This is a genomic window from Pseudomonas sp. E102, assembly GCF_052660185.1.
In genome coordinates this window covers 367,018-389,407 of the sequence record NZ_CP084025.1, presented here as the reverse complement: position 1 = coordinate 389,407, position 22,390 = coordinate 367,018, and the positions used below count along the sequence as shown (strand labels likewise).

The 22,390-nt window shown below is 60.5% G+C and carries 20 protein-coding genes; 7 read left to right on the top strand and 13 right to left on the bottom strand.

Annotated elements, in window-relative coordinates:
• Positions 1 to 162: 162 nt before the first annotated feature.
• Positions 163 to 1,872: a single-stranded-DNA-specific exonuclease RecJ gene (recJ, locus tag DOCECA_RS01845; RefSeq protein ID WP_445571386.1), complete on the bottom strand. Its 1,710-nt coding sequence runs from the start codon at positions 1,870 to 1,872 to the stop codon at positions 163 to 165.
• A 157-nt stretch (positions 1,873 to 2,029) separates the two neighbouring features.
• Positions 2,030 to 2,572, bottom strand: coding sequence for a YaeQ family protein (locus tag DOCECA_RS01840; protein WP_434650079.1), 543 nt, complete (start codon positions 2,570 to 2,572; stop codon positions 2,030 to 2,032).
• 147 nt (positions 2,573 to 2,719) lie between these two features.
• On the opposite strand from DOCECA_RS01840, the gene DOCECA_RS01835 reads away from it, so the two are divergent.
• Entirely contained in the window at positions 2,720 to 3,919 is a 1,200-nt protein-coding gene (locus DOCECA_RS01835) for a CaiB/BaiF CoA transferase family protein (protein WP_445571385.1), read from the top strand.
• Positions 3,920 to 4,164: 245 nt separating this feature from the next.
• On the opposite strand, the gene DOCECA_RS01830 is transcribed toward DOCECA_RS01835, so the two are convergent.
• The 11 genes from DOCECA_RS01830 to ffh form a co-directional block, all read right to left on the bottom strand.
• Positions 4,165 to 4,452 carry a DUF3509 domain-containing protein gene (locus DOCECA_RS01830; protein WP_420764186.1) on the bottom strand — a complete coding sequence of 96 codons (288 nt, stop codon included), beginning with the start codon at positions 4,450 to 4,452 and terminating at the stop codon, positions 4,165 to 4,167.
• 157 nt (positions 4,453 to 4,609) lie between these two features.
• Positions 4,610 to 5,986 carry a transporter substrate-binding domain-containing protein gene (locus DOCECA_RS01825; RefSeq protein ID WP_434562475.1) on the bottom strand — a complete coding sequence of 459 codons (1,377 nt, stop codon included), beginning with the start codon at positions 5,984 to 5,986 and terminating at the stop codon, positions 4,610 to 4,612.
• A 120-nt stretch (positions 5,987 to 6,106) separates the two neighbouring features.
• Positions 6,107 to 7,516, bottom strand: a complete 1,410-nt coding sequence (thrC, locus tag DOCECA_RS01820; protein WP_420764184.1) for a threonine synthase — start codon at positions 7,514 to 7,516, stop codon at positions 6,107 to 6,109.
• Between the two features lie 104 nt (positions 7,517 to 7,620).
• On the bottom strand, positions 7,621 to 8,925 hold the full coding sequence (locus tag DOCECA_RS01815; RefSeq protein ID WP_420764183.1) for a homoserine dehydrogenase: 1,305 nt from the start codon (positions 8,923 to 8,925) through the stop codon (positions 7,621 to 7,623).
• Positions 8,926 to 9,057: 132 nt separating this feature from the next.
• Positions 9,058 to 9,789 carry a DsbC family protein gene (locus DOCECA_RS01810; protein ID WP_445571384.1) on the bottom strand — a complete coding sequence of 244 codons (732 nt, stop codon included), beginning with the start codon at positions 9,787 to 9,789 and terminating at the stop codon, positions 9,058 to 9,060.
• A gap of 161 nt (positions 9,790 to 9,950) precedes the next feature.
• Entirely contained in the window at positions 9,951 to 10,847 is an 897-nt protein-coding gene (xerD, locus tag DOCECA_RS01805) for a site-specific tyrosine recombinase XerD (RefSeq protein WP_445571383.1), read from the bottom strand.
• Positions 10,848 to 10,972: 125 nt separating this feature from the next.
• Positions 10,973 to 11,323, bottom strand: a complete 351-nt coding sequence (gene rplS, locus DOCECA_RS01800; RefSeq protein WP_003175895.1) for a 50S ribosomal protein L19 — start codon at positions 11,321 to 11,323, stop codon at positions 10,973 to 10,975.
• Positions 11,324 to 11,368: 45 nt separating this feature from the next.
• The gene (gene trmD / locus DOCECA_RS01795; protein WP_434562473.1) at positions 11,369 to 12,142 is read right to left on the bottom strand and encodes a tRNA (guanosine(37)-N1)-methyltransferase TrmD; all 774 of its coding nucleotides are present in this window, start codon (positions 12,140 to 12,142) and stop codon (positions 11,369 to 11,371) included.
• Complete coding sequence (gene rimM / locus DOCECA_RS01790) at positions 12,124 to 12,660, bottom strand: ribosome maturation factor RimM (protein ID WP_420764180.1); 537 nt, start codon at positions 12,658 to 12,660, stop codon at positions 12,124 to 12,126. The genes trmD and rimM overlap by 19 nt, the downstream gene beginning before the upstream one ends.
• A gap of 5 nt (positions 12,661 to 12,665) precedes the next feature.
• On the bottom strand, positions 12,666 to 12,917 hold the full coding sequence (gene rpsP, locus DOCECA_RS01785; protein WP_003198088.1) for a 30S ribosomal protein S16: 252 nt from the start codon (positions 12,915 to 12,917) through the stop codon (positions 12,666 to 12,668).
• 251 nt (positions 12,918 to 13,168) lie between these two features.
• Positions 13,169 to 14,545, bottom strand: a complete 1,377-nt coding sequence (gene ffh / locus DOCECA_RS01780; protein ID WP_413794151.1) for a signal recognition particle protein — start codon at positions 14,543 to 14,545, stop codon at positions 13,169 to 13,171.
• Between the two features lie 206 nt (positions 14,546 to 14,751).
• Here ffh and DOCECA_RS01775 point away from each other — a divergent pair, with 206 nt between their 5' ends.
• The 6 genes from DOCECA_RS01775 (at position 14,752) to DOCECA_RS01750 (ending at position 22,362) form a co-directional block, all read left to right on the top strand.
• On the top strand, positions 14,752 to 15,564 hold the full coding sequence (locus tag DOCECA_RS01775) for a cytochrome C assembly family protein (protein WP_434562471.1): 813 nt from the start codon (positions 14,752 to 14,754) through the stop codon (positions 15,562 to 15,564).
• Between the two features lie 12 nt (positions 15,565 to 15,576).
• The gene (locus tag DOCECA_RS01770; protein WP_434650074.1) at positions 15,577 to 16,815 is read left to right on the top strand and encodes a CNNM domain-containing protein; all 1,239 of its coding nucleotides are present in this window, start codon (positions 15,577 to 15,579) and stop codon (positions 16,813 to 16,815) included.
• A gap of 429 nt (positions 16,816 to 17,244) precedes the next feature.
• Positions 17,245 to 18,558, top strand: coding sequence for an MFS transporter (locus tag DOCECA_RS01765; RefSeq protein ID WP_434562467.1), 1,314 nt, complete (start codon positions 17,245 to 17,247; stop codon positions 18,556 to 18,558).
• Between the two features lie 150 nt (positions 18,559 to 18,708).
• A complete protein-coding gene (gene lon, locus DOCECA_RS01760) occupies positions 18,709 to 21,123 on the top strand; it encodes an endopeptidase La (RefSeq protein ID WP_420764176.1) in 2,415 nt (804 codons plus the stop codon).
• Positions 21,124 to 21,331: 208 nt separating this feature from the next.
• Entirely contained in the window at positions 21,332 to 21,724 is a 393-nt protein-coding gene (locus tag DOCECA_RS01755) for a protease inhibitor I42 family protein (RefSeq protein ID WP_434650073.1), read from the top strand.
• Between the two features lie 2 nt (positions 21,725 to 21,726).
• A complete protein-coding gene (locus DOCECA_RS01750) occupies positions 21,727 to 22,362 on the top strand; it encodes a lysoplasmalogenase (RefSeq protein WP_420764174.1) in 636 nt (211 codons plus the stop codon).
• The last annotated feature ends 28 nt before the right edge of the window (positions 22,363 to 22,390 follow it).

The window sequence follows — 22,390 nt, the reverse complement described above, 5'->3', positions numbered from 1 at the left end:
AAGACGTCACAAGGGCTATCAAGCAGTGCTTAGAGACTAGTCGACAACTTCGAAGAAGGGAGGGTTCCGATTCCAAAAACCGACCCTGGGCGGCCAAGCTGTTTGCCTGGGTCTTGTGGCAAGCGAGCTTGCTCCCTCGCCACAGGTTTCGCTTGGGTTCTGCTATCGCGGCTCGATATGGGCGATCATCAGTTGCACCGTTTCCTGGCCACGAAACTCGTTGAGGTCAAGCTTGTAGGCCAGTTCCACCCAGCGCACAGTCGGGTTCGGCCAGATCTCACGGTCGATGCCAAAGGCGATGCCATCGAGCTTCAGCGAGCCGCACTCACTTTTGAGAACAACCTTCAAGTGACGTTCGCCCACCACTCGCTGCTCGACCAACTGGAAAACACCGTGGAACACTGGCTCCGGGAAATGCTGGCCCCACGGTCCCGCATGGCGCAGTGCCCGGGCCAGTTCCAGATGGAATTCCTCGACCGCCAGGGTGCCGTCCGACAGCAGTCGTCCAGTCAGGTCCTCCTCACGCAGTTGCCTACGTACTTCAGCGTCGAATGCCTCGGCGAACAACGGAAAATTCGCCTCGGGCAATGTCAGCCCCGCCGCCATGGCGTGGCCGCCGTATTTGCTGATGAGGGTTGGATGCTGTGCCGCAACGACACTCAGGGCATCGCGGATATGGAAGCCCGGCACCGAACGACCGGAGCCCTTCAGAAGACCGTCGCCGGCATCGGCGAAAGCGATGGTCGGACGGAAATAACGCTCCTTCATGCGCGAGGCGAGGATACCGATCACGCCTTGGTGCCATTGCGGGTCGAACAGACACAAGCCGAACGGCATCGACTCCACCGGCAGGTCCTTGAGCTGAGCCAGGGCTTCACGCTGCATGCCCTGCTCAATGGATTTGCGATCCTGGTTCATGCCGTCCAGCTGGGCCGCCATCTCACGGGCCAGCGTTGGGTCGGCGGTCAGCAGGCATTCGATGCCCAGGCTCATATCGTCCAGGCGTCCCGCCGCATTCAGTCGTGGACCGACGATGAAACCCAGGTCCGTGGAGGTGATGCGCGACGGATCGCGCTTGGCCACTTCCAGGATGGCCTTGATCCCGGGACGCGCGCGGCCAGCGCGAATACGCTCCAGACCCTGGTGAACCAGGATCCGGTTGTTGGCGTCCAGGGGCACCACGTCGGCCACGCTGCCCAGCGCCACCAGGTCAAGCAACTCACCAATGTTCGGCTGGGGCGTGCTGGCATACCAGCCCAGGCCGCGCAGGCGCGCCCGCAGCGCCATCAGTACATAAAAAATCACCCCGACGCCCGCCAAAGCCTTGCTTGGGAATTCGCAGCCCGGCTGGTTCGGGTTGACGATTGCATCGGCCTGCGGCAACTCCAACCCAGGCAAGTGGTGATCGGTAACCAGCACCTTCAGGCCCGCCGCCTTGGCCGCCGCCACGCCTTCCACGCTGGAAATGCCATTGTCCACGGTGATCAGTAACTGTGGCTCGCGTGTCAGGGCGACTTCGACGATCTCCGGCGTCAAGCCATAGCCGTATTCGAAGCGATTGGGCACCAGGTAATCGACATGAGCCGCGCCCAGCAGCCGCAGGCCCAACACACCCACGGCACTGGCCGTCGCGCCGTCGGCGTCGAAGTCGCCGACAATCAGGATCCGCTGGCGTTGCTCGAGCGCCGCCACCAACAGATCCACCGCCGCATCGATCCCCTTGAGCTGCTGGTAGGGAATCAGGCGCGCCAGGCTTTTGTCCAGCTCAGCCGCCGATTGCACGCCTCGAGCGGCATAGAGGCGAGTCAACAAGGGCGGCAGGTCACCAAGGAACGGCAGGGTGTCGGGGAGTTGGCGGGGTTCTATGCGCATGGGGGACGGACATTTCTCTACTTTTTGGTCCTGGACCGTGGCGAGGGAGCTTGCTCCCGCTGGGCTGCGTAGCGGCCCCCTTGATTGTGGGCGCTGCGCACCCAAGCGGGAGCAAGCTCCCTCGCCACAATGAGTTCACTCAATACTTGTCAATGGCTCAACCACGCTCACCCAGCAACCATTGCAACTGGACTTCATGCTGGCCACGGTCGTCGGTCACGAAAATGGTCCCTTCGCTGATCATCACGTCCCACTTGATGACGCGGGGCATGTCCTTGGCCAGGGTTTCGAGGACTTCCTGGGGCACGGCGGCGATGTTCACGTTTTTCAGGGTCTTCACGGCTGGAATCACCTTGCCCTCCCAGACACGCAGGCTGCCATAGGCCAGCAGGCTGGTGCGCTCGGTACGACGCGAGCACCACGTCAGGCGTTCGGCATCCGGCTGGCCGACTTCGATCCAATGCAGGACACGGTCATCCAGGCTTTTTTCCCACAGGGCAGGTTCATCGACGTCTGCCAGGCCACGACCAAACGCCAGCAGCTCGTTGTACCAGAACGCGTAGGCCAACAAGCGCACGGTCATGCGTTCCTCGGTTTCCGAAGGATGGCGGGCGATGGTCTGCTTCACGCTCTCATACACACTGCGGTCGAGGTCGGTGAGGTTCAGTTCGAATTTGTAGGTCGTGGACGGCTGGGCCATGAACGGGCTTCTTGATACGAGGAAAGTCGGCAAGTCTAACCGATGAGGCGGCCAATCCACGAATTGCCGACCATCAACCTGCGGCGACAGGCGTTGGCCTATGATAAAACGCTCTATTCGTTCTGCCTTTGTCCTACAGGATTCGTCATGTCGCTTACTGCCAAACCCCTTGCCGGCGTCAAAGTCATTGAACTCGGCACCTTGATCGCCGGCCCTTTCGCCTCGCGGATCTGCGGTGAATTCGGTGCCGAGGTGATCAAGGTCGAATCCCCCGACGGCGGCGATCCGCTGCGCAAATGGCGCAAGCTGTATGAAGGCACGTCCTTGTGGTGGTTCGTCCAGGCACGCAACAAAAAGTCCCTGACTCTGAACCTCAAGCACCCCGAAGGCCTGTCGATCCTGAAACAGCTGATCGGCGAAGCGGACATCCTGATCGAGAATTTTCGCCCGGGCGTGCTGGAAAAGCTCGGTCTGGGCTGGGACGTATTGCACGCGCTGAACCCTAAACTGGTCATGGTGCGGCTCTCCGGTTTCGGCCAGACCGGGCCGTTGAAGGATCAACCGGGGTTTGGCGCCGTCGGCGAATCCATGGGCGGCCTGCGCTACATCACCGGTTTCGAGGATCGTCCGCCAGTGCGAACCGGAATTTCAATCGGCGACTCCATTGCCGCACTCTGGGGCGTGATCGGCGCACTGATGGCCTTGCGTCACCGCGAGGTAAATGGCGGGACCGGACAAGTGGTGGACGTGGCGCTGTACGAGGCGATCTTCGCCATGATGGAAAGCATGGTGCCGGAGTTCGATGTGTTCGGCTTCATCCGCGAGCGCACCGGCAATATCATGCCCGGCATCACCCCGTCATCCATCCACACCAGTGCCGACGGCAAGCACGTGCAGATCGGCGCTAACGGTGACGCAATCTTCAAGCGCTTCATGCAGATCATCGGCCGCGACGACCTGGCCAACGACCCGCAACTGGCCGGCAACGATGGACGCGACAGTCGCCGCGACGAGCTGTATGGCGTGATTGATCGCTGGGTCAACTCACTGCCGCTGGAGGCTGTCATCGACCAACTGAACCAGGCCGGAGTACCGGCCAGCCGGATCTTCAGCGCCGAAGACATGTTCAGCGACCCGCAGTTTCTCGCCCGGGAAATGTTCTTGCAGGCCAAGCTGCCGGACGGCAAGGCGTTCAAGATGCCGGGCATCGTACCGAAACTGTCGGACACGCCGGGCACATCCGAATGGGTCGGGCCGGCGCTGGGTGAGCACACGGCACAGGTACTCGGCGAGCTGGGCTACGATGCGCAGCGGATCGCCAAACTGCGGGCCGATGGTGCTATTTGAGATAAGCAGCTAAAGCACGTTGTCAGATCTGTAACTGTGGGAGCGATGCCCCTTGGCGGGATAGAACGAGCCAAGCCCTGAACGCCAGGCAAAAAGAAACCCCGAGAAGTGGGGAGACAACTCGGGGTTAAACGTGACCATTCAAGGTCCGTGCAACAAGCGACAAGCACCGGAGCACAATGCTCGCTCTTGTTGGTAAAAGGTCTGACTCACAGGGACGTAGGAAGGTTCCCTCAAACCGTCGCTCAATTAGGGACAGCCATGGCCTTGTCCCCTGCCAGATTACGCAAAGCCGCGATCACGCAGGGCTCCAGGCGGCCTTCGGCGATCAGTACATCGCGGTGCAGGCCATCGACCACGTCGGTGAGCTGGCGCTTGTCGGCCAGCTGGGCCTGGTTGAACACCCGCTCGACCATGATGGCCCCCGTGGGGTTTTTCAGCGTTACCAGGCATTCACCCTTGGCACCGGAGGGAGTGAGCGTGACCTGATACGGGCTCAAGGCTTCATTCAGCAACAGGCTGATACTTTCCATTCGATCACCCTTCAATAGTCCGAGAAAACAACTGCACATTAAGTGACCGTGGGCCATGGCCTAAAGTTCTGCCAGCGCAACGAACCGACACTTTTGCAGCGTGTTCAACCGAGCATGCGCGCCCAATATGACAGGTTGGCAACAGGCACGGCCATCATCAAGCCAGGAAGCGGTTGCGGCGCCAACGATGCCCAACATCGATCCACCCTCCCAGCAGACCGCGCAACTGACCATCGGCCCCATAGAACGGCACTGACCAGTGATAGATGTCCCGCAAGCCACCGCTGAACATCAGTTGGCGGTCCACAAAACGCGGCTGGCGGGTTTGCAGCTGCTCCATCAACTCGCCGTGCAACAATTCGGCGGTTGCTGCTGGAAACGTCGCGGAATCGGTCAGGCGCGTGCCCAGCAGCTTCTCGAAGCGAGTCTCGAACTGATCCTCATAACTTTTGTTGCACATGATCAGGCGACCTTCCAGGTCGCGAATGAAGATCGGATCGGGGATCGCGTCCATCAGGGCTCGCTGGAACTTCAGTTGGTCATTGAGTACGGCCTCGACCTTGAGCCGTTGATCAATCTGGACCTGCAGGCGTCGGTTCCATAACAGCGACAGCAGGGACAACAGGCCAAACACCCCGAACACGACCACACACCAGTAGCCCCACTGTTTGATGTACAACCAGGAAGACGGTGACGGATGGGGAGCGATGCCTGTCAGCCACTTCGAGCGCAGCGCTCGCATCTCTTCGGCGGGGAACGCTTCCAGCGCCTTGTTCAGGATGCTTAACAATGGCCGAAGGTCTTGGCGCACAGCCAGATAGTCGGGCTCCCACTTGCCTTCGAGATTGCTTCCTACTTGCAGCTGCCCCGCAGGGTACAGGTGCGCGCCGGTTTCATTTTCAATGGTGGCGTAGGCTTCACCGCTTTCCACCAGCGCCCGAGCTTCACCGTACGTCTTGACCGTGCGCAACTCGATGGCTGGATGATTGCGCCTGATCTCCGACTCCAACGCATGCCGTGCCGGCAACACCAGCACCTTGCCTTCGAGTTGCTCCAGCGAACGAAGTGCGGGCTCTGCGTCACGTCCGACGAAGACCCAGCCGGAACCTCCGAACGCGTGGCTGAAACTCAAGAACTCCCTGCGCTCGTCATTCATCGCCAGGGTAGTCGTCATGTCGGCCTCGCCTTTTTCCAACAGGGCCATTAATTGATCGGGAGAGAACGACTCCCGATGAACGAATTCAAGTCCGGTCATGTGCTCGATACGCCGGAGAATATCGTCGTTCAGCCCGTTCCATTGCCCACGTTCATTTTTGAACAGGTACAACGGGAACTGCATCGAGGCGACGACGACGCGAGGGTTCTCGCTGATCCACTTCAGCTCCTGGGCATCGAGCGCGATCCGTCCGCTGGATTCGAACGGTGGCTTGCCAGAGGCCGCCAACTGGGCCGCGCCTCCCCATGGCGCCCCAAACAAAAACACCAGGCCCATCATCCAGCTCATCACTGGTTTGCAACGTATAAAGAACAACATCTGCACTTCCTTCGAGATTACCCGCCCGTCCCTCCAAGGGCGGAAACCCGGCCAGTTTGGCATGCAGAAACAAGAAAGCCCGTCAGGAGACGGGCTTCAAAATGTGACAACTTCCAGCTATCAGAGAGGCTTGCCGCGGTTGCCATGCTGGCTGACAAAGGCCTGCACGGCTTTCAAGTCATTGGGCAACACCGTGCAACGCTCGTTTCGCTCAAACAAATCCGAAAGATGTGCAGGCAGTTCAAGCGCTTTTCCTACGCCAGCTTTCTCCACGGCTTCCGGAAACTTGACCGGGTGTGCGGTGCCCAGGACGACCATCGGGGTATCCAGGCTGCGGCGGCACTCGCGTGCAGCTCTCACGCCAATGGCGGTGTGTGGGTCGAGCAGCTCACCGCTCTGCTCGAACACCTCGGCGATGGTTTCGCAGGTCTGTGCGTCATCCACTGCAAGGGAGTCGAACAGCTTGCGGGCTTCGGTCCAGCGCTCGGCTTCGACGCTGAAACCGCCACCCTGGCGGAAGCTGTCCATCAGGCCGGCAATCGCGGCGCCATTGCGACCGTGCAAGTCGAACAACAGGCGCTCGAAGTTCGACGACACCATGATGTCCATCGAAGGTGACAGCGTGGCGTGCAGGGTTTCCTTGACGTACTGGTTACCGCTCATGAAGCGATGCAGGATGTCGTTGCGGTTGGTGGCGACGATCAATTGGTTGATCGGCAGGCCCATGTTGCGCGCCAGGTAACCGGCGAAAATATCGCCGAAGTTGCCGGTAGGCACCGAGAACGCCACCGAACGGGCCGGGCCGCCCAACTGCAGCGCCGCGTGGAAGTAGTAGACGATCTGGGCCATGATCCGCGCCCAGTTGATCGAGTTCACCGCCACCAGCCGGGTGCCCTTGAGGAAGCTCTGGTCGGCGAAACTGGCCTTGACCATTTCCTGGCAGTCATCGAAGTTGCCTTCGATGGCGATGTTGTGGATGTTGTCGCCGAAGATCGTCGTCATCTGCCGACGCTGCACTTCCGAGACGCGGTTGTGCGGGTGCAGGATGAAAATATCGACGTGCTCGCAATGCTTGCAGCCTTCGATCGCGGCCGAGCCGGTGTCGCCGGACGTTGCGCCGACGATCACCACGCGCTCGCCACGCTTTTGCAACACGTAGTCCAACAGGCGGCCGAGCAGCTGCAGGGCGAAATCCTTGAACGCCAGGGTCGGACCGTGGAACAGCTCCATGACCCATTCGTTACCGTTTAGCTGGCGCAACGGTGCGATGGCATTGTGGGAAAAGACCCCATAGGTCTCTTCCAGAATCTTTTTGAAATCGGCGTCCGGAATGCTGCCGGCAACAAACGGGCGCATGACCCGGAAAGCCAGCTCGTGGTACGGCAGGCCGGCCCAGGAGGCAATCTCTTCCTGGGTGAAACGTGGCAGGTTCTCCGGCACATAAAGACCGCCATCCGTGGCCAGGCCGGCCAGCAGGACATCTTCGAAATTCAGGGCCGGTGCCTGGCCGCGGGTGCTGATATAGCGCATAGGGGCAAACCTTCGGTTTGAGCTTCAAGCCTCAAGCTGCAAGCTACAAGTGAAAAGCGGTTCGGCTTTTACTTGCAGCTTGCAGCTTATAGCTTGCCGCTAAATTAGTTCAAATGTTCGACGCGGATACGGACCACTGGGCCAACGACCCCCTGGAGCGCCTCCAATGCCGCAATCGCATCGTTGATGCGCTGCTCGACCACGCGATGGGTCAGCAGGATCATCGGCACCAGGCCATCATGTTCCTCGACTTCCTTCTGCATGATCGACTCGATGTTGATGCCGCGCTCCGAAAGAATGCTCGCCACCTGGGCCAACACGCCAGGATGGTCCTTGGCCTGGATACGCAAGTAGTAGGCACTTTCGCAAGCATCGATCGGAAGAATCGGATGGGCCGACAGCGAATCCGGCTGGAAGGCCAGGTGCGGCACTCGGTTCTCTGGATCCGAGGTCATCGCGCGAACCACATCCACCAGGTCGGCGATCACCGACGATGCAGTCGGCTCCATGCCCGCGCCAGCCCCGTAGAACAGCGTCGACCCGGAGGCATCACCATTGACCATCACTGCGTTCATCACACCGTTGACGTTGGCGATCAGGCGGTCGGCCGGGATCAGCGTCGGGTGTACGCGCAATTCGATGCCGCTGGCGGTGCTGCGCGCCACGCCCAGGTGTTTAATGCGGTAGCCCAAGGCTTCGGCATAGTTCACGTCAGCGGTGGTCAGCTTGGTGATGCCTTCGGTGTAGGCCTTGTCGAATTGCAGCGGTATACCAAAGGCGATGGAAGCCAGGATCGTCAGCTTGTGCGCCGCGTCGATGCCCTCCACGTCGAAGGTTGGATCCGCCTCGGCATAACCCAGGGCCTGGGCCTCGGTGAGGACGTCCTCGAAGGTGCGACCTTTCTCGCGCATCTCGGTGAGGATGAAGTTGCCGGTGCCGTTGATGATTCCCGCAAGCCAGTTGATACGGTTGGCCGACAGGCCTTCGCGAATCGCCTTGATCACTGGGATGCCACCCGCCACGGCGGCTTCGAACGCCACGATCACGCCTTTCTCTCGTGCCTTGGCGAAGATTTCATTACCGTGAACGGCGATAAGCGCCTTGTTCGCGGTGACCACATGCTTGCCATTCTCGATGGCCTTGAGTACCAGCTCTCGGGCAACGGTATAGCCGCCCATCAGCTCTATTACGATGTCGATCTCAGGGTTCGTGGCCACTTCGAAGACATCGTTGGTAATCGCAATACCGGTCGTCTGGAACTGAGGCTTTGGCGTGCGCATGGCAATTTGTGCCACTTCGATTCCACGCCCGGCACGACGAGCAATTTCCTCGGCGTTGCGCTGAAGTACGTTGAAGGTGCCGCCACCGACGGTACCTAACCCACAGATGCCTACTTTGACCGGATTCACTCTTGACTCCCCATGAAACGGCCGACGCAAGGTCGGCCGTGAAATACAGCCGCGCAGCAACGCGACTTTGTGTTTAACGGCCCGACGAACGTTTTCGCCGAGCCGTGATCTTCAAAAGCGGATCGACGCAGGTCATTTTGCGTCCAAAGCCAGTTTGGCGACTTGCGGCGCCGGCTGATAGCCCGGAATCACCTGGCCGTCCGCCAAAACGATGGCCGGCGTACCGTTGACGCCGATGGACTGGCCGAGGGCGAACTGTTTGGAAACCGGATTCTCGCACTTGGCGGACTTGATCTCCTTGCCGTCGACCATCTTGTCCATGGCTGCTTTCTTGTCCTTGGAACACCAGACCGCCTGCAACTGCTCGTCACCCGGCGAGCCCAGACCCTGGCGCGGGAACGCTACATAACGCACTTCGATGCCGCGCTTGTTGAGCTCGGGCACTTCAGCGTGCAGCTTGTGGCAATAAGGACAGGTGGTGTCGGTGAACACGGTGATGTGCGACTTGGTTTCGCCGACCGCTGGATAGACGACGGTTTCGGCGACCGGGATGCCGTTGATCAACTTCGAAATGCCGTGGCGTTCGGTGATCTCGGTGAGATTGACCGGCTTGCCGTCCTTGAGCGTGAACAGGTTGCCCTGGACGATGTACTGGCCGTCGGCGCTGGCGTACAGCACGCGGCTGCCCTTGAGCTTGACTTCATAGAGCCCGGACATGGGACTGGCAGAGATGGCTTCGATCGGCACTTCGAGCTCGAGGTTGGCCAGGCTCTTGCGGATAGCCTGGTCAGCCGCGTCGTCGGCGATGGCAAAGGTGCTGGCCAACGCAATGGCGGCGGCGGTGAACATCTGGATCAAACGCATGAGGACTCCTGAGGCGAACAAATGGGACGGGAACCAACGACCCGCAGATTCGGGTTCCAGCCGCCCACCGTGCAAACCGGGAAAGCCTACCACATAAGGCTGGCGTGGCCGAATGCCGGTGATGCAAGGCAATGGCGAGCGCTTATCTGTGGGGTTCTTCTTCAGCCGCGGGGATGATGCTTGGCGTGCAGGTCCTGCAACCGCGCCCGAGCCACGTGGGTGTAGATCTGGGTGGTGGACAGGTCGCTATGCCCCAGCAACATCTGTACTACCCGCAGATCAGCGCCATGATTGAGCAGGTGCGTGGCGAAGGCATGGCGCAAGGTGTGGGGGGACAGCGATTTATTGATTCCCGCCACCTTGGCCTGGTGCTTGATGCGGTGCCAGAAAGTCTGGCGGGTCATCTGCTCGCCGCGCAGGCTCGGAAACAGCACATCGCTGGGACGCCCACCCAGCAGGTCATGACGCGCATCGCGCATGTAGCGCTCGACCCAGACGATCGCTTCCTCGCCCATGGGCACCAGGCGTTCCTTGCTGCCCTTGCCCATCACCCGCAGCACGCCCTGGCGCAGGTTCACTTGCTCAAGTGTCAGGCTGATCAATTCGGTGACCCGCAAACCACAGGCATACAGCACTTCCAGCATCGCTCGGTCGCGCTTGCCGATGGGGTCACTGAGGTCGGGGGCCGCCAGCAATGCTTCCACGTCCGCTTCCGACAGGGATTTTGGCAGCGGACGGCCCAGTTGCGGCATTTCCACGCGCAAGGTCGGGTCCACCGCAATCACTTTTTCCCTCAGCAAATAGCGATAGAAGCCACGCAACCCGGAAAGAAATCTGGCGGTAGAGCGGGGTTTATAGTTCTGCTCCAAACGCCACGCCAGATGGTCGAGGATCAATTCCCTTCCGGCGTTGATCAATTCCAGGTTCTGTTCCTGCAACCAGCCATTGAACAAGGCCAGGTCGCTGCGATAGGCGCCGCGGGTGTTATCGGAGAGCCCCTTCTCCAGCCACAGGGCGTCGAGGAACTGGTCTATCAGTGGATGGTCGATGGCTGGCATAAAGACTCATGAGCTAGCGAAGGCTGCGTCGCATAAAAAACGACGAGTGAAGAGTGCTCAAAGCACAAATCGCAGGCAACAAAAAAGCAGCCCGCAGGCTGCTTTTTTTGCATCGGAAGCTGGACTTAAGCCAGTTTTTCCTTGATGCGAGCTGCTTTACCCGACAGGTCACGCAGGTAGTACAGCTTGGCTTTACGCACGTCACCGCGACGCTTCACAGCCATGCTGTCGATTTGCGGGCTGTAGGTCTGGAAAGTACGCTCTACGCCAACACCGTTGGAGATTTTACGAACGGTGAATGCACTGTTTACGCCGCGGTTACGCTTGGCGATAACAACGCCTTCGAACGCTTGCAGACGCGAACGGTCGCCTTCCTTCACTTTCACCTGAACGACAATGGTGTCGCCTGGGGCAAAGGTAGGGATCTCTTTGGTCATCTGCTCTGCTTCGAGTGCAAGGATGATTTTGTTAGTCATGCTGTGCTCCTAAGGCAAGTCAACGGACTTACCATCGATACGTTGTTAACTATCGTCCCGCTCGCGGATGTATTCCTCGAGCAGCTTCTTCTCTTCTCCAGAAAGCGAGCGGCTTTCCAGAAGATCGGCGCGTCGTTCATAGGTCCGACCAAGGGACTGCTGTAAACGCCAACGCCGGATGTGCGCGTGGTTGCCACTTAGCAACACGTCGGGAACACGCTGATCCGCATACACCTCCGGTCGGGTGTAGTGCGGGCAATCCAGCAGACCATCCGTAAAGGAATCTTCCTCGGCGGAATCCGCATGCCCTAAAGCTCCAGGCAGCAGTCGTGTAACCGCATCGATCAGGACCATCGCCGGCAGCTCGCCGCCAGACAGTACATAGTCGCCAATCGACCACTCTTCATCGACATGAGCTTCAATGAAACGCTCGTCAATGCCTTCATAACGGCCGGCAATCAGGATCAATGCATCCGAATTCGCCAGCTCGCGTACCGCCGACTGAGTCAGCTGACGGCCTTGGGGCGACAGGTAGATCACCTTCGCACCCTCCCCGGCTGCCATCCTGGCCTGAACCAGCGCATCTTCCAGGGGCTTGATCTTCATCACCATGCCCGGACCACCGCCAAACGGGCGATCGTCCACAGTGTGATGCCGATCCGTGGTGTAGTCTCGCGGATTCCAACAGGTGAGCTGCAACAGCTCCTGTTTCACCGCGCGGCTGGTTATGCCGTATTCGCTGATGGCGGAAAACATCTCGGGAAACAGCGTGATGACTTCAACGCGCAAATTAGCCACGTTTAGAAATCCGCATCCCATTCCACCTTCATCTCGCCTGCTTCAAGGTCGACTGCCAACACGCATTGCTCCGTATAGGGCAACAGGCGTTCGCGATCATCCAGGCTGCCGACGCAAGGCTTGACCACCATGACATCGTTCGAACCGGTCTCGAGCAGATGATCGATCTTCCCGAGCAATTGCCCGAGGTGGTCGATGACCTTCAGACCCACCAGCTGGTACCAGTAGTACTCGCCGTCGGTCAGTTCAGGGAACAGGTTGCGCGGCACGCAGATCTCATAACCGGCCAGAAGACGCGCTTCTTCACGATCATCGAGACCCTTGAGCTTCGCGACCAGGAACTTGTCGTTCCCGCGTCCGCTGACCAGCTCCACCTGTTTCACGCTACCTTCGCGCTTGAGCGTCCAGGTTTTGTAGTCCAACAGGTTCTTGATCGGATCAGTAAAGGAATACACCTTCACTTCGCCGCGAACGCCATGTACAGAGTAGATCTTGCCGACAACGATCAAATCACCGGCATCTTTTGGCGTCGCGTTCATATTGCTCAGGCCGCGGCCTTAGCCGATTCCTTCAACAACTGAGCAACACGCTCAGAAGGTTGTGCACCAACGCTCAGCCAGTAGGCTACGCGCTCTTGGTTCACGGACAGACGAACTTCCTGACCACGGGCAACAGGGTTGAAGAAACCAACCTGTTCCTTGTGGGAACCGTCACGCGGGTTGCGGCTGTCGGTTACGGTCAGGTGGTAAAACGGGCGCTTTTTGGAGCCGCCAAGGGCAAGACGGATTGTTAGCATGTGAACATCGTTCCTGTAGTCGGTGCTGCAAATCTAAATGCACAGCGGGCATAGGTGCCCGAAAGGCCGCATATTCTAAGGAATATCCGGACTTTTGCAAATGACTTTTTCCGGCGCCTGGCGCGGTGCAATCAAGATTTGCCATAGAGCCGTCATGAAAAACGGCGGGTCAGCTCCCGCGTAGCGCGGGTTTGCTGGAAATCCCCGCTTCCGTGCGGGGCAACGCCGACATGACAGCCGGCGCAGATTCTTTACATTTTCGGCATGCCGCCGCCGGGCAACATACCGCCCATGCCGCGCATCATCTTGGCCATCCCGCCCTTGGCGGAGAATTTCTTCATCATCTTCTGCATCTGCTTGTGCTGCTTGATCAAGCGTCCGATGTCCTGCACCTGGGTGCCGGAACCCATGGCGATACGACGCTTGCGCGAACCGCTGATCAGCTCAGGGTCGCGGCGCTCGGCCGGGGTCATGGAGTTGATGATGGCTTCCATCTGTTTGAACTGCTTTTCAGCCGCGCCCTGGGCATTGCCCATCTGCGCCAGGTTCACGCCGCCGATGTTCGGCAGTTTGTCCATGAGGCCGCCGAGGCCGCCCATGTTCTTCATTTGTTGCAGCTGGTCGCGGAAGTCTTCGAGGTCGAAGCCCTTGCCCTTCTTCAGCTTCTTGGCCAGTTTGTCGGCCTTGTCCTTGTCGAGGGTCTGTTCGGCCTGCTCGATCAGGCTGAGCACATCGCCCATGCCGAGGATGCGCGAAGCGATACGCTCGGGGTGGAACGGCTCGAGCGCTTCGCTCTTCTCGCCCATGCCGATGAACTTGATGGGCTTACCGGTGATGGCGCGTACCGACAGCGCGGCACCGCCACGGGCGTCGCCGTCGACCTTGGTCAGGATCACGCCGGTCAGCGGCAGTGCGTCACCGAACGCCTTGGCGGTGTTGGCCGCGTCCTGGCCGGTCATGGCATCCACCACGAAGAGCGTTTCCACGGGGTTGATCGCGGCATGCAGCGCCTTGATCTCACCCATCATCTCTTCATCGATGTGCAGGCGACCGGCGGTGTCGACGATGACCACGTCGATGAATTTGAGCTTCGCTTCCTTTATAGCCGCCTGGGCGATGTCCACCGGCTTCTGGCTCAGGTCGGACGGAAAGAACGTCACGCCGATATCGCTGGCCAGGGTTTCCAGCTGCTTGATTGCCGCCGGACGGTAGATGTCCGCCGACACCACCATCACCGACTTCTTCTTGCGCTCCTTAAGGAAGCGCGCCAGCTTGCCGGCGGTGGTGGTCTTGCCCGCGCCCTGCAGACCGGCCATCAGCACCACCGCTGGCGGCACGGCGCTGAGGTTCAGGTCTTCGTTGGCGGCGCCCATCAGGCTTTCGAGCTCGGCCTGGACGATCTTTACGAACGCCTGGCCCGGGGTCAGGCTGCGGGACACTTCGGTGCCGACGGCGCGTTCCTTCACCGAATTGACGAAGTCCTTCACCACCGGCAGGGCAACGTCGGCTTCGAGCAACGCCATGCGCACTTCGCGCAAGGTGTCTTTGATGTTGTCTTCGGTCAGTTTCGCCTTGCCGGTGACATGGCGCAGCGTCTGCGAGAGACGGTCGGTTAGGTTTTCAAACATGCGCGATCCTTTCAGGCCCAGATAAGACCGGGATAATGGCGGCCCAGACCGTGAAATATGTGCTCGGCGAGCCTGCGGCGTGGGCAGGTCGCGGATTATAGCGAAGAAGCGTGCGACGTACACCTCGCCGTCGGTTGCGGCGGTCTTTCGTGCGGTAGGGGTTCTATGCCAAACTCAGCGCCTTTCGGGCCTGCCTAACAGGATTTATGCTCCCCTTGTCACCCAGCTTGCTTGCAACCCTCGCCGCCGCTTGTCTTTATGCCGCTGCGACCTTCTATCAGGGCACCCGTCTGGCCTCCGGCGCCAAGGCGAACAAGCGCCTGCTGGTCACGCTCGGCGTGCTGGCGGTGCTCGGCCATGCGGTCAGCCTGTTCACCCACTTGATGACGCCGATCGGCCTGGGCCTGGACTTCTTCAACGCCGCCAGCCTGATCGCCATGGCCGTGATCGCGCTGACGCTGCTGGCCTGCTCGCGCATCCCCGTGGAAAACCTGCTGGTGCTGCTGTTCCCCCTCGGGCTGGCCACGGTGCTGCTGGCGCAATTCGCGCCCTCGGGCACCGTGCAGATCATCGACGAGGAACCGGGCATCCTGGCGCATATCCTGTTGTCGATCCTCGCCTACGGCCTGTTCACCATCGCGGTGTTCCAGGCACTGCTCCTGCTGTTGCAGGACCACCAGCTCAAGCACAAGCACCCCTCCGGTCTGATCCGCAATTTCCCGCCCCTGCAAACCATGGAAAGCCTGCTGTTCGGCTTCCTCTGGGCCGGCTGGACCCTGCTCTCGCTGTCGTTGATCTCCGGCTGGCTGTTCGTCGAGAACCTGTTCGCCCAGCATCTGGTGCACAAGACTCTGCTGGCGTGCCTGGCGTGGGTCGTTTTCAGCGTGCTGCTGTGGGGTCGCAACCGCCTCGGCTGGCGTGGCCACAAAGCCATTCGTTGGACCCTGGCGGGATTCTGCCTGCTGATGCTGGCCTACTTCGGCAGCAAGCTGGTCCGCGAATACATCCTGCATGTCTGACGGACGACGCTGATGGATAGGCTGCCCTTGGGGCCATTGTTTGCGGTAATGGTCGTGCTGATCCTGTGGTCAGCCCTGTTCACGGCCATCGAAGCCGCCCAACAGTATCTACTCGCCCAACGCAGGGCCTCGCGCTCCGGCGACAAGCCATTGGCGAAGCTCAGCTTTCCCTTGGCCAGCCTGATCCTGTGCAACACCCTCTGTCGCGCCCTCGCCGTGGTCATCGGCACGTGGCTGGCTATTTTCACCTGGCTGGAAAACGGCCCCTGGCTGGCCTGGCTCGGCACCAGCGTGGCCCTGCTGGTTTTCGCCGACTACCTGCCACGCACGCTCGCCACCCGTCATCCCGATGCGGTGCTGGCCCTGGGCAACGGTTTGCTGGGCGTTCCGTTGAAAATCGTTTATCCGGTGGCCTGGCTGCTCAATGGCCTCAGCCAGTTGCTGCTGCGCCCTTTTGCCCGCAAGGCTGGCGCGGTCCAGCAAAGCGACGACGAGCCCCCCGCGACGCCGCGTGCCGAGGAACAGGAACAGACCAGCGGTCGGGTGCATCCGGTTTCCGGTATCCACGCGCTGGACAACATCACCGTCAACGACATCCTCGTCCCTCGCAGCGAGGTGGACGGGATCAATCTCGACGACCCCATCGGCGACATCATCGAGCAGTTGCGCCTGAATCGGCGAACCCGCCTGCCCGTGTTCCACAGCGATATCAACCAGGTCGAAGCAGTCCTCAATACCCGCCAGGTTCGCCATCTACTGGCGGATGCGAGCCTGACCAAGGAAGCACTGCTGGCTGCCTGCCACGAACCGTATTTCGTTCCCGAGAGCACCCCGCTGCAGCTGCAGCTGCTCAACTTCCACAAGCAGCAACGCCGCTTGGGCATGGTGGTGGACGAATATGGCGAAGTCATGGGCATCGTGACCCTGGAGGACATCCTGGAGGAGATTGTCGGCGAGTTCGAAAGCGAGCACAGCCTCGACAATCCCCACGTTCATCCCCAACCCGACGGCCGCTTGATGATCGATGGCGCCGCGTCGATCCGCGAGCTGAACAAGACCCTCGGTTGGCATTTGCCCTGCGACGGCCCCAAGACGCTCAATGGCTTGGTGACCGAAGCATTGGAAACCATCCCGGAAAGCCCGGTGTGCCTGAAGATCGGCCGCTACCGCCTGGAAATCATCGAGACCGTCGACAACCGCGTCAGCCAGGTGCTGGTGTGGCATAACAGTTCGGTGCCTGCTGTTTCCTGAATCCCTGTCTGGACCTGATAGCCCTTGTGGCGAGGGAGCTTGCTCCCGCTGGGCTGCGCAGCAGCCCCAAAAGCAGCCCCCCCCTCCAACCTGCCTGACACACCGAGTGATCAGGTTTCAGGGCCGCTTCGCAGCCCAGCGGGAGCAAGCTCCCTCGCCACAAAAAGCTCGGCGCACGCCTCAATATTGTGTGCGGGCTCACTTGTTGATTCATTAGCCTCCTTCCTATACTCAAACCGCTTACCCAGCCCCGCCCGAACCTCGTGCCTACCCTGCACTTGGCTGGTTCCGGCCACACCATCGGCAAGATCCGCAGCAACCCCGGGACTGTTCCTACCCGAAACAGCGACGGGATACCCGCCCACATCCCTGGGGGTTCGACCATAATAATTCGCTCCAACGGAGCATATGACTGTCAGGGACAACCGCATGACAACCACTACCTGCAACGAAGCAGTGCCTGTCGAGCCGACCAACTCCGCCACCCGCGTGGCGACCGCGAGCTTCATCGGCACCGCCATCGAGTTCTATGATTTCTACGTCTATGCCACCGCCGCGGCCCTGGTGATCGGACCGGTATTCTTTCCGCAGACCTCAGGCACGGCACAGATGCTGTCGTCCTTTTTGACCTTCGGTATCGCGTTTCTCGCCCGCCCCCTGGGCTCGGCGCTGTTCGGCCACTTCGGCGACCGCATCGGGCGCAAGTCGACACTCGTGGCCTCGCTGCTGCTAATGGGCGTGTGTACCACGCTCATCGGCGTGCTGCCTGGCTACGCCAGCATTGGCGCCTGGGCCCCGATTCTCTTGTGCCTTTTGCGTTTCGGCCAAGGGTTGGGGCTTGGCGGCGAATGGGGCGGCGCGGCCTTGCTGGCCACCGAGAACGCCCCAAAAGGCAAGCGCGCCTGGTTCGGCATGTTCCCGCAACTGGGCCCCTCCATCGGTTTCCTGGCGGCCAACGGATTGTTCCTTACCCTTGCCATGACCCTGGATGACGAGCAGTTCCGCTCATGGGGCTGGCGGATTCCGTTCTTGCTCAGCGCCGTATTGGTGATCGTCGGCCTCTATGTACGTCTCAAGCTCCACGAGACGCCGGTGTTCGCCAACGCCATGGCCCGCCAGGAACGGGTGAAAATCCCGCTGGTGGAGTTGTTCAGCCAGTACTGGGCGCCGACACTGCTTGGCGCGGCCGCGATGGTGGTGTGTTACGCCCTGTTCTACATCTCCACGGTATTTTCCTTGAGCTATGGCGTCGCGACCCTGGGCTATAGTCGCGAGACCTTTCTCGGCCTGCTGTGCTTTGCAGTGTTGTTCATGGCCGCCGCCACGCCGCTGTCGGCCTGGGCAAGCGACCGGTTTGGCCGCAAGCCGGTGCTCATCACCGGCGGCCTGCTGGCGGTGGCCTCGGGCTTCCTCATGGAGCCCCTACTGACTCAAGGCTCCACGGGAAGCGTGGCGCTGTTCCTGTGCATCGAGCTGTTCCTGATGGGCGTGACCTTCGCGCCCATGGGCGCGTTGCTGCCGGAGCTGTTTCCTACGCATGTGCGCTACACCGGCGCGTCGGCGGCCTACAACCTGGGTGGCATTGTCGGCGCTTCTGCGGCACCGTTCTTCGCGCAGAAGCTGGTGGCGATGGGCGGCCTGAGCTACGTCGGCGGTTACGTATCCGCTGCCGCGGTGCTCAGCGTGATCGCGGTGCTGTGCCTGAAGGAAACACGCCACAACGACCTGAACCGCGTAGGCTGAAACGCGTGGCGAGGGGGGCACCCCCTCGCCACGCCAACCTGTCGCCCACCTGAATACCCATCAATGAAATAACCGCTGACAATTGCCCGCCATTGAAACAACCCCCTGCCCGCCCCATCTAAGGTCCATACCCCATTGCGCAGGTGCCCCATGAGCGACCAGCACTCTACTGAAGCGAATAACGAATACACAGAATCCGAGCACATCGAACACACCGTTTCCGGCACCGGCCTGGCCCTGCCCGGCCAGAGCCTGCCGGACAAGGTCTACATCATTCCTATCCACAACCGCCCGTTCTTCCCGGCCCAGGTGCTGCCGGTCATCGTCAACGAAGAGCCGTGGGCCGAAACCCTGGAACTGGTGGCCAAGTCCGAACATCATTCCCTGGCGCTGTTCTTCATGGACTCACCCCAGGAAGACCCGCGCCATTTCGACACTTCAAAGCTGCCGCTCTACGGCACGCTGGTAAAGGTCCACCACGCCAGCCGTGAAGCCGGCAAATTGCAGTTCGTTGCCCAGGGCCTGACCCGCGTGCGCATCCGCACCTGGCTCAAGCACCACCGCCCACCGTACCTGGTGGAAGTCGAATACCCGCACCAGCCGAGCGAGCCGACCGACGAGGTCAAGGCCTATGGCATGGCGCTGATCAACGCGATCAAGGAGCTGCTGCCGCTCAACCCGCTGTATAGCGAAGAGCTGAAAAACTACCTCAACCGCTTCAGCCCCAACGACCCGTCACCGCTGACCGATTTCGCCGCCGCGCTCACCTCCGCCACCGGCAGCGAATTGCAGGAAGTACTCGATTGCGTGCCGATGCTCAAGCGCATGGAAAAAGTCCTGCCGATGCTGCGCAAGGAGGTCGAGGTCGCGCGGTTGCAGAAAGAAATTTCCGCCGAGGTCAACAGCAAGATCGGCGAACATCAGCGCCAGTTCTTCCTCAAGGAACAACTCAAGGTCATCCAGCAGGAGCTGGGTCTGACCAAGGACGACCGTAGCGCAGACCTGGAACAGTTCGAACAGCGCCTTGAAGGCAAGGTATTGCCGGCCCAGGCCGAGAAGCGCATCGAAGAGGAAATGAACAAACTCTCCATCCTGGAAACCGGCTCACCGGAGTACGCCGTCACACGCAATTACCTGGACTGGGCAACATCAGTGCCTTGGGGCGTGTATGGCCAGGACAAGCTCGATCTCAAGCATGCGCGCAAGATTCTCGACCAGCACCACGCCGGGCTGGGCGACATCAAGGAGCGCATCCTGGAATTCCTCGCCGTGGGCGCGTACAAGGGTGAGATCAGCGGTTCCATTGTGTTGCTGGTGGGCCCGCCCGGCGTGGGCAAGACCAGCGTCGGTAAATCCATTGCCGAATCCCTCGGGCGGCCGTTCTATCGCTTCAGTGTCGGCGGCATGCGCGATGAAGCCGAGATCAAGGGTCATCGGCGCACCTACATCGGTGCCCAGCCGGGCAAGCTGGTGCAGGCGCTCAAGGATGTCGAAGTGATGAACCCGGTGATCATGCTCGACGAAATCGACAAGATGGGCCAGAGCTACCAGGGCGACCCAGCATCCGCGCTGCTGGAAACCCTCGACCCCGAGCAGAATGTCGAATTCCTCGATCATTACCTGGACATGCGCCTGGACCTGTCGAAAGTGCTCTTTGTGTGCACCGCCAACACCCTCGACTCGATCCCCGGCCCGCTGCTGGACCGCATGGAAGTCATTCGCCTGTCGGGCTACATCACCGAAGAGAAGGTTGCCATCGCCAAGCGTCACTTGTGGCCCAAGCAACTGGCCAAGGCCGGCGTGTCCAAGGGCAGCCTGAGCATCAACGATAGCGCCCTGAAGGCCCTGATCGACGGCTACGCCCGGGAAGCCGGGGTACGCCAGTTGGAGAAACAACTGGGCAAACTGGTGCGCAAGGCCGTGATGAAACTGATCGAGGATCCAAAAGCCGTGATCAAGCTCGGGCCCAAGGATCTCGAAGCCTCCCTGGGCAAACCGGTATTTCGCAACGAGCAGGTGCTGTCTGGCGTCGGGGTCATCACCGGCCTGGCCTGGACCAGCATGGGCGGCGCCACGTTGCCGATCGAGGCAACGCGGATCCACACTCTCAATCGCGGCTTCAAGCTCACCGGGCAACTGGGCGAGGTGATGAAGGAGTCTGCGGAGATAGCCCACAGCTACGTCAGCTCCCACCTGAAGCAGTTCGGTGGCGATCCGAAGTTCTTTGACGAGGCCTTCGTGCACCTGCACGTACCGGAAGGCGCCACGCCCAAGGACGGCCCGAGTGCCGGCGTAACCATGGCCAGCGCCTTGCTGTCCCTTGCGCGCAACCAGCCGGCGAAGAAAGGCGTGGCCATGACTGGCGAATTGACACTTACCGGCCACGTCCTGCCGATTGGCGGCGTACGCGAAAAGGTCATCGCGGCGCGCCGGCAGAAAATCAATGAGTTGATCCTGCCGGAAGCCAACCGTGGCAACTTCGAGGAGCTGCCGGACTACCTGAAGGAAGGCGTCACGGTGCACTTTGCCAAGCGGTTTGCGGATGTGGTGAAGGTGTTGTTCTGATGTTCCTGTAGCGGCTGGACTGGCCTCATCGCGAGCAAGCTCGCTCCCACAGGGTTCGGTGTGGATCACAAATGCTGTGAACACCACAAATCCCCTGTGGGAGCGAGCTTGCTCGCGATGAGGCCTTAACAAACAACACATCTCCAGCTGACACACCCAGTAGCATCTTCGGTTATGCTCGCCGTTCGTCGTGAATGCCGGAGCCCTTATGTCCCTCACCCGCCTGCTTGTCCCCGTCAGCCTCGCCTTGCTGAGCGCCTGCGCCACACAGCCGAAACACAATGTGACGGTGGAAAAACAGAGCCAATGCCCGGTGCAGCTCAAAAACGGGCAGAACCTGATCCTGAGTTTGCCGAGCAATCCCACCACCGGTTATCGCTGGAGCATCCAGGATTCGGCCGGCGGTGTTCTCAAAGGCCTCGGCCCCGAGGTTTACCGTAACCCGGAAGACGCCGGCATCGTCGGCGCCGCCGGTGTCTCGACTTGGCGCTTCCAGGCGTTCGACGCCGGCACCGGGCGCTTGCGCCTGACTTATCAACAGCCATGGGCACCCGAAGTGCCACCCGTGGAAACGTTTGACTGCGCTATTTCGGTGAAATGACTGTGGGTTGGCTGATCCTCGCGCTGATGGGTGCGGCCACCTTTCTATATGGCCTGAGCGTGCATGCCACGTTGCTGTGCCTGCTGGTCAAGCCAATGCCGGTGCTGGCCCTGCTGGGCTGGCTGCACGACGCGCCGCCGGGCGAATACCGACGCTGGATAAGCCTGGGCCTGATATTTTCAGTGGTGGGCGACGTATTGCTGGCCTGGCCAGGAGATTTGTTTGTATTGGGGCTCGGCGCTTTTTTGTTGGCTCACCTGGCCTATTTGAAAGCCTACCTCAGTGACTGCCGCCGCCCGGCGCTCATGCCGTTGACGATTGCCTTGTTCATTGGCGCCTTGCTGTTGGGAATACTGGTGTCGAACGGCCTCGGGCCGCTGCTGGTGCCGGTGGTCGTCTATGGCTTGGTCATCAGCGCTATGCTCTGGAGGGCCCTGGCGCGCTTGGGGACCGAGGTGCCGAAACGCTCGGCCCTGCTCGCAGCCGTTGGAGCGCTGGGGTTTGTCTTTTCCGACAGCCTGATCGGGATCAACCGGTTCGTGGCGCCGTTCCATGCCGCGCCCTACCTGATCATCATCAGTTACTGGCTGGGACAGTGGGGCATCACCGCATCGGCGTTCCCCCGAAAGCCGCACTAAAGCAGCATTTTTCTGGTTAAAATGCCGG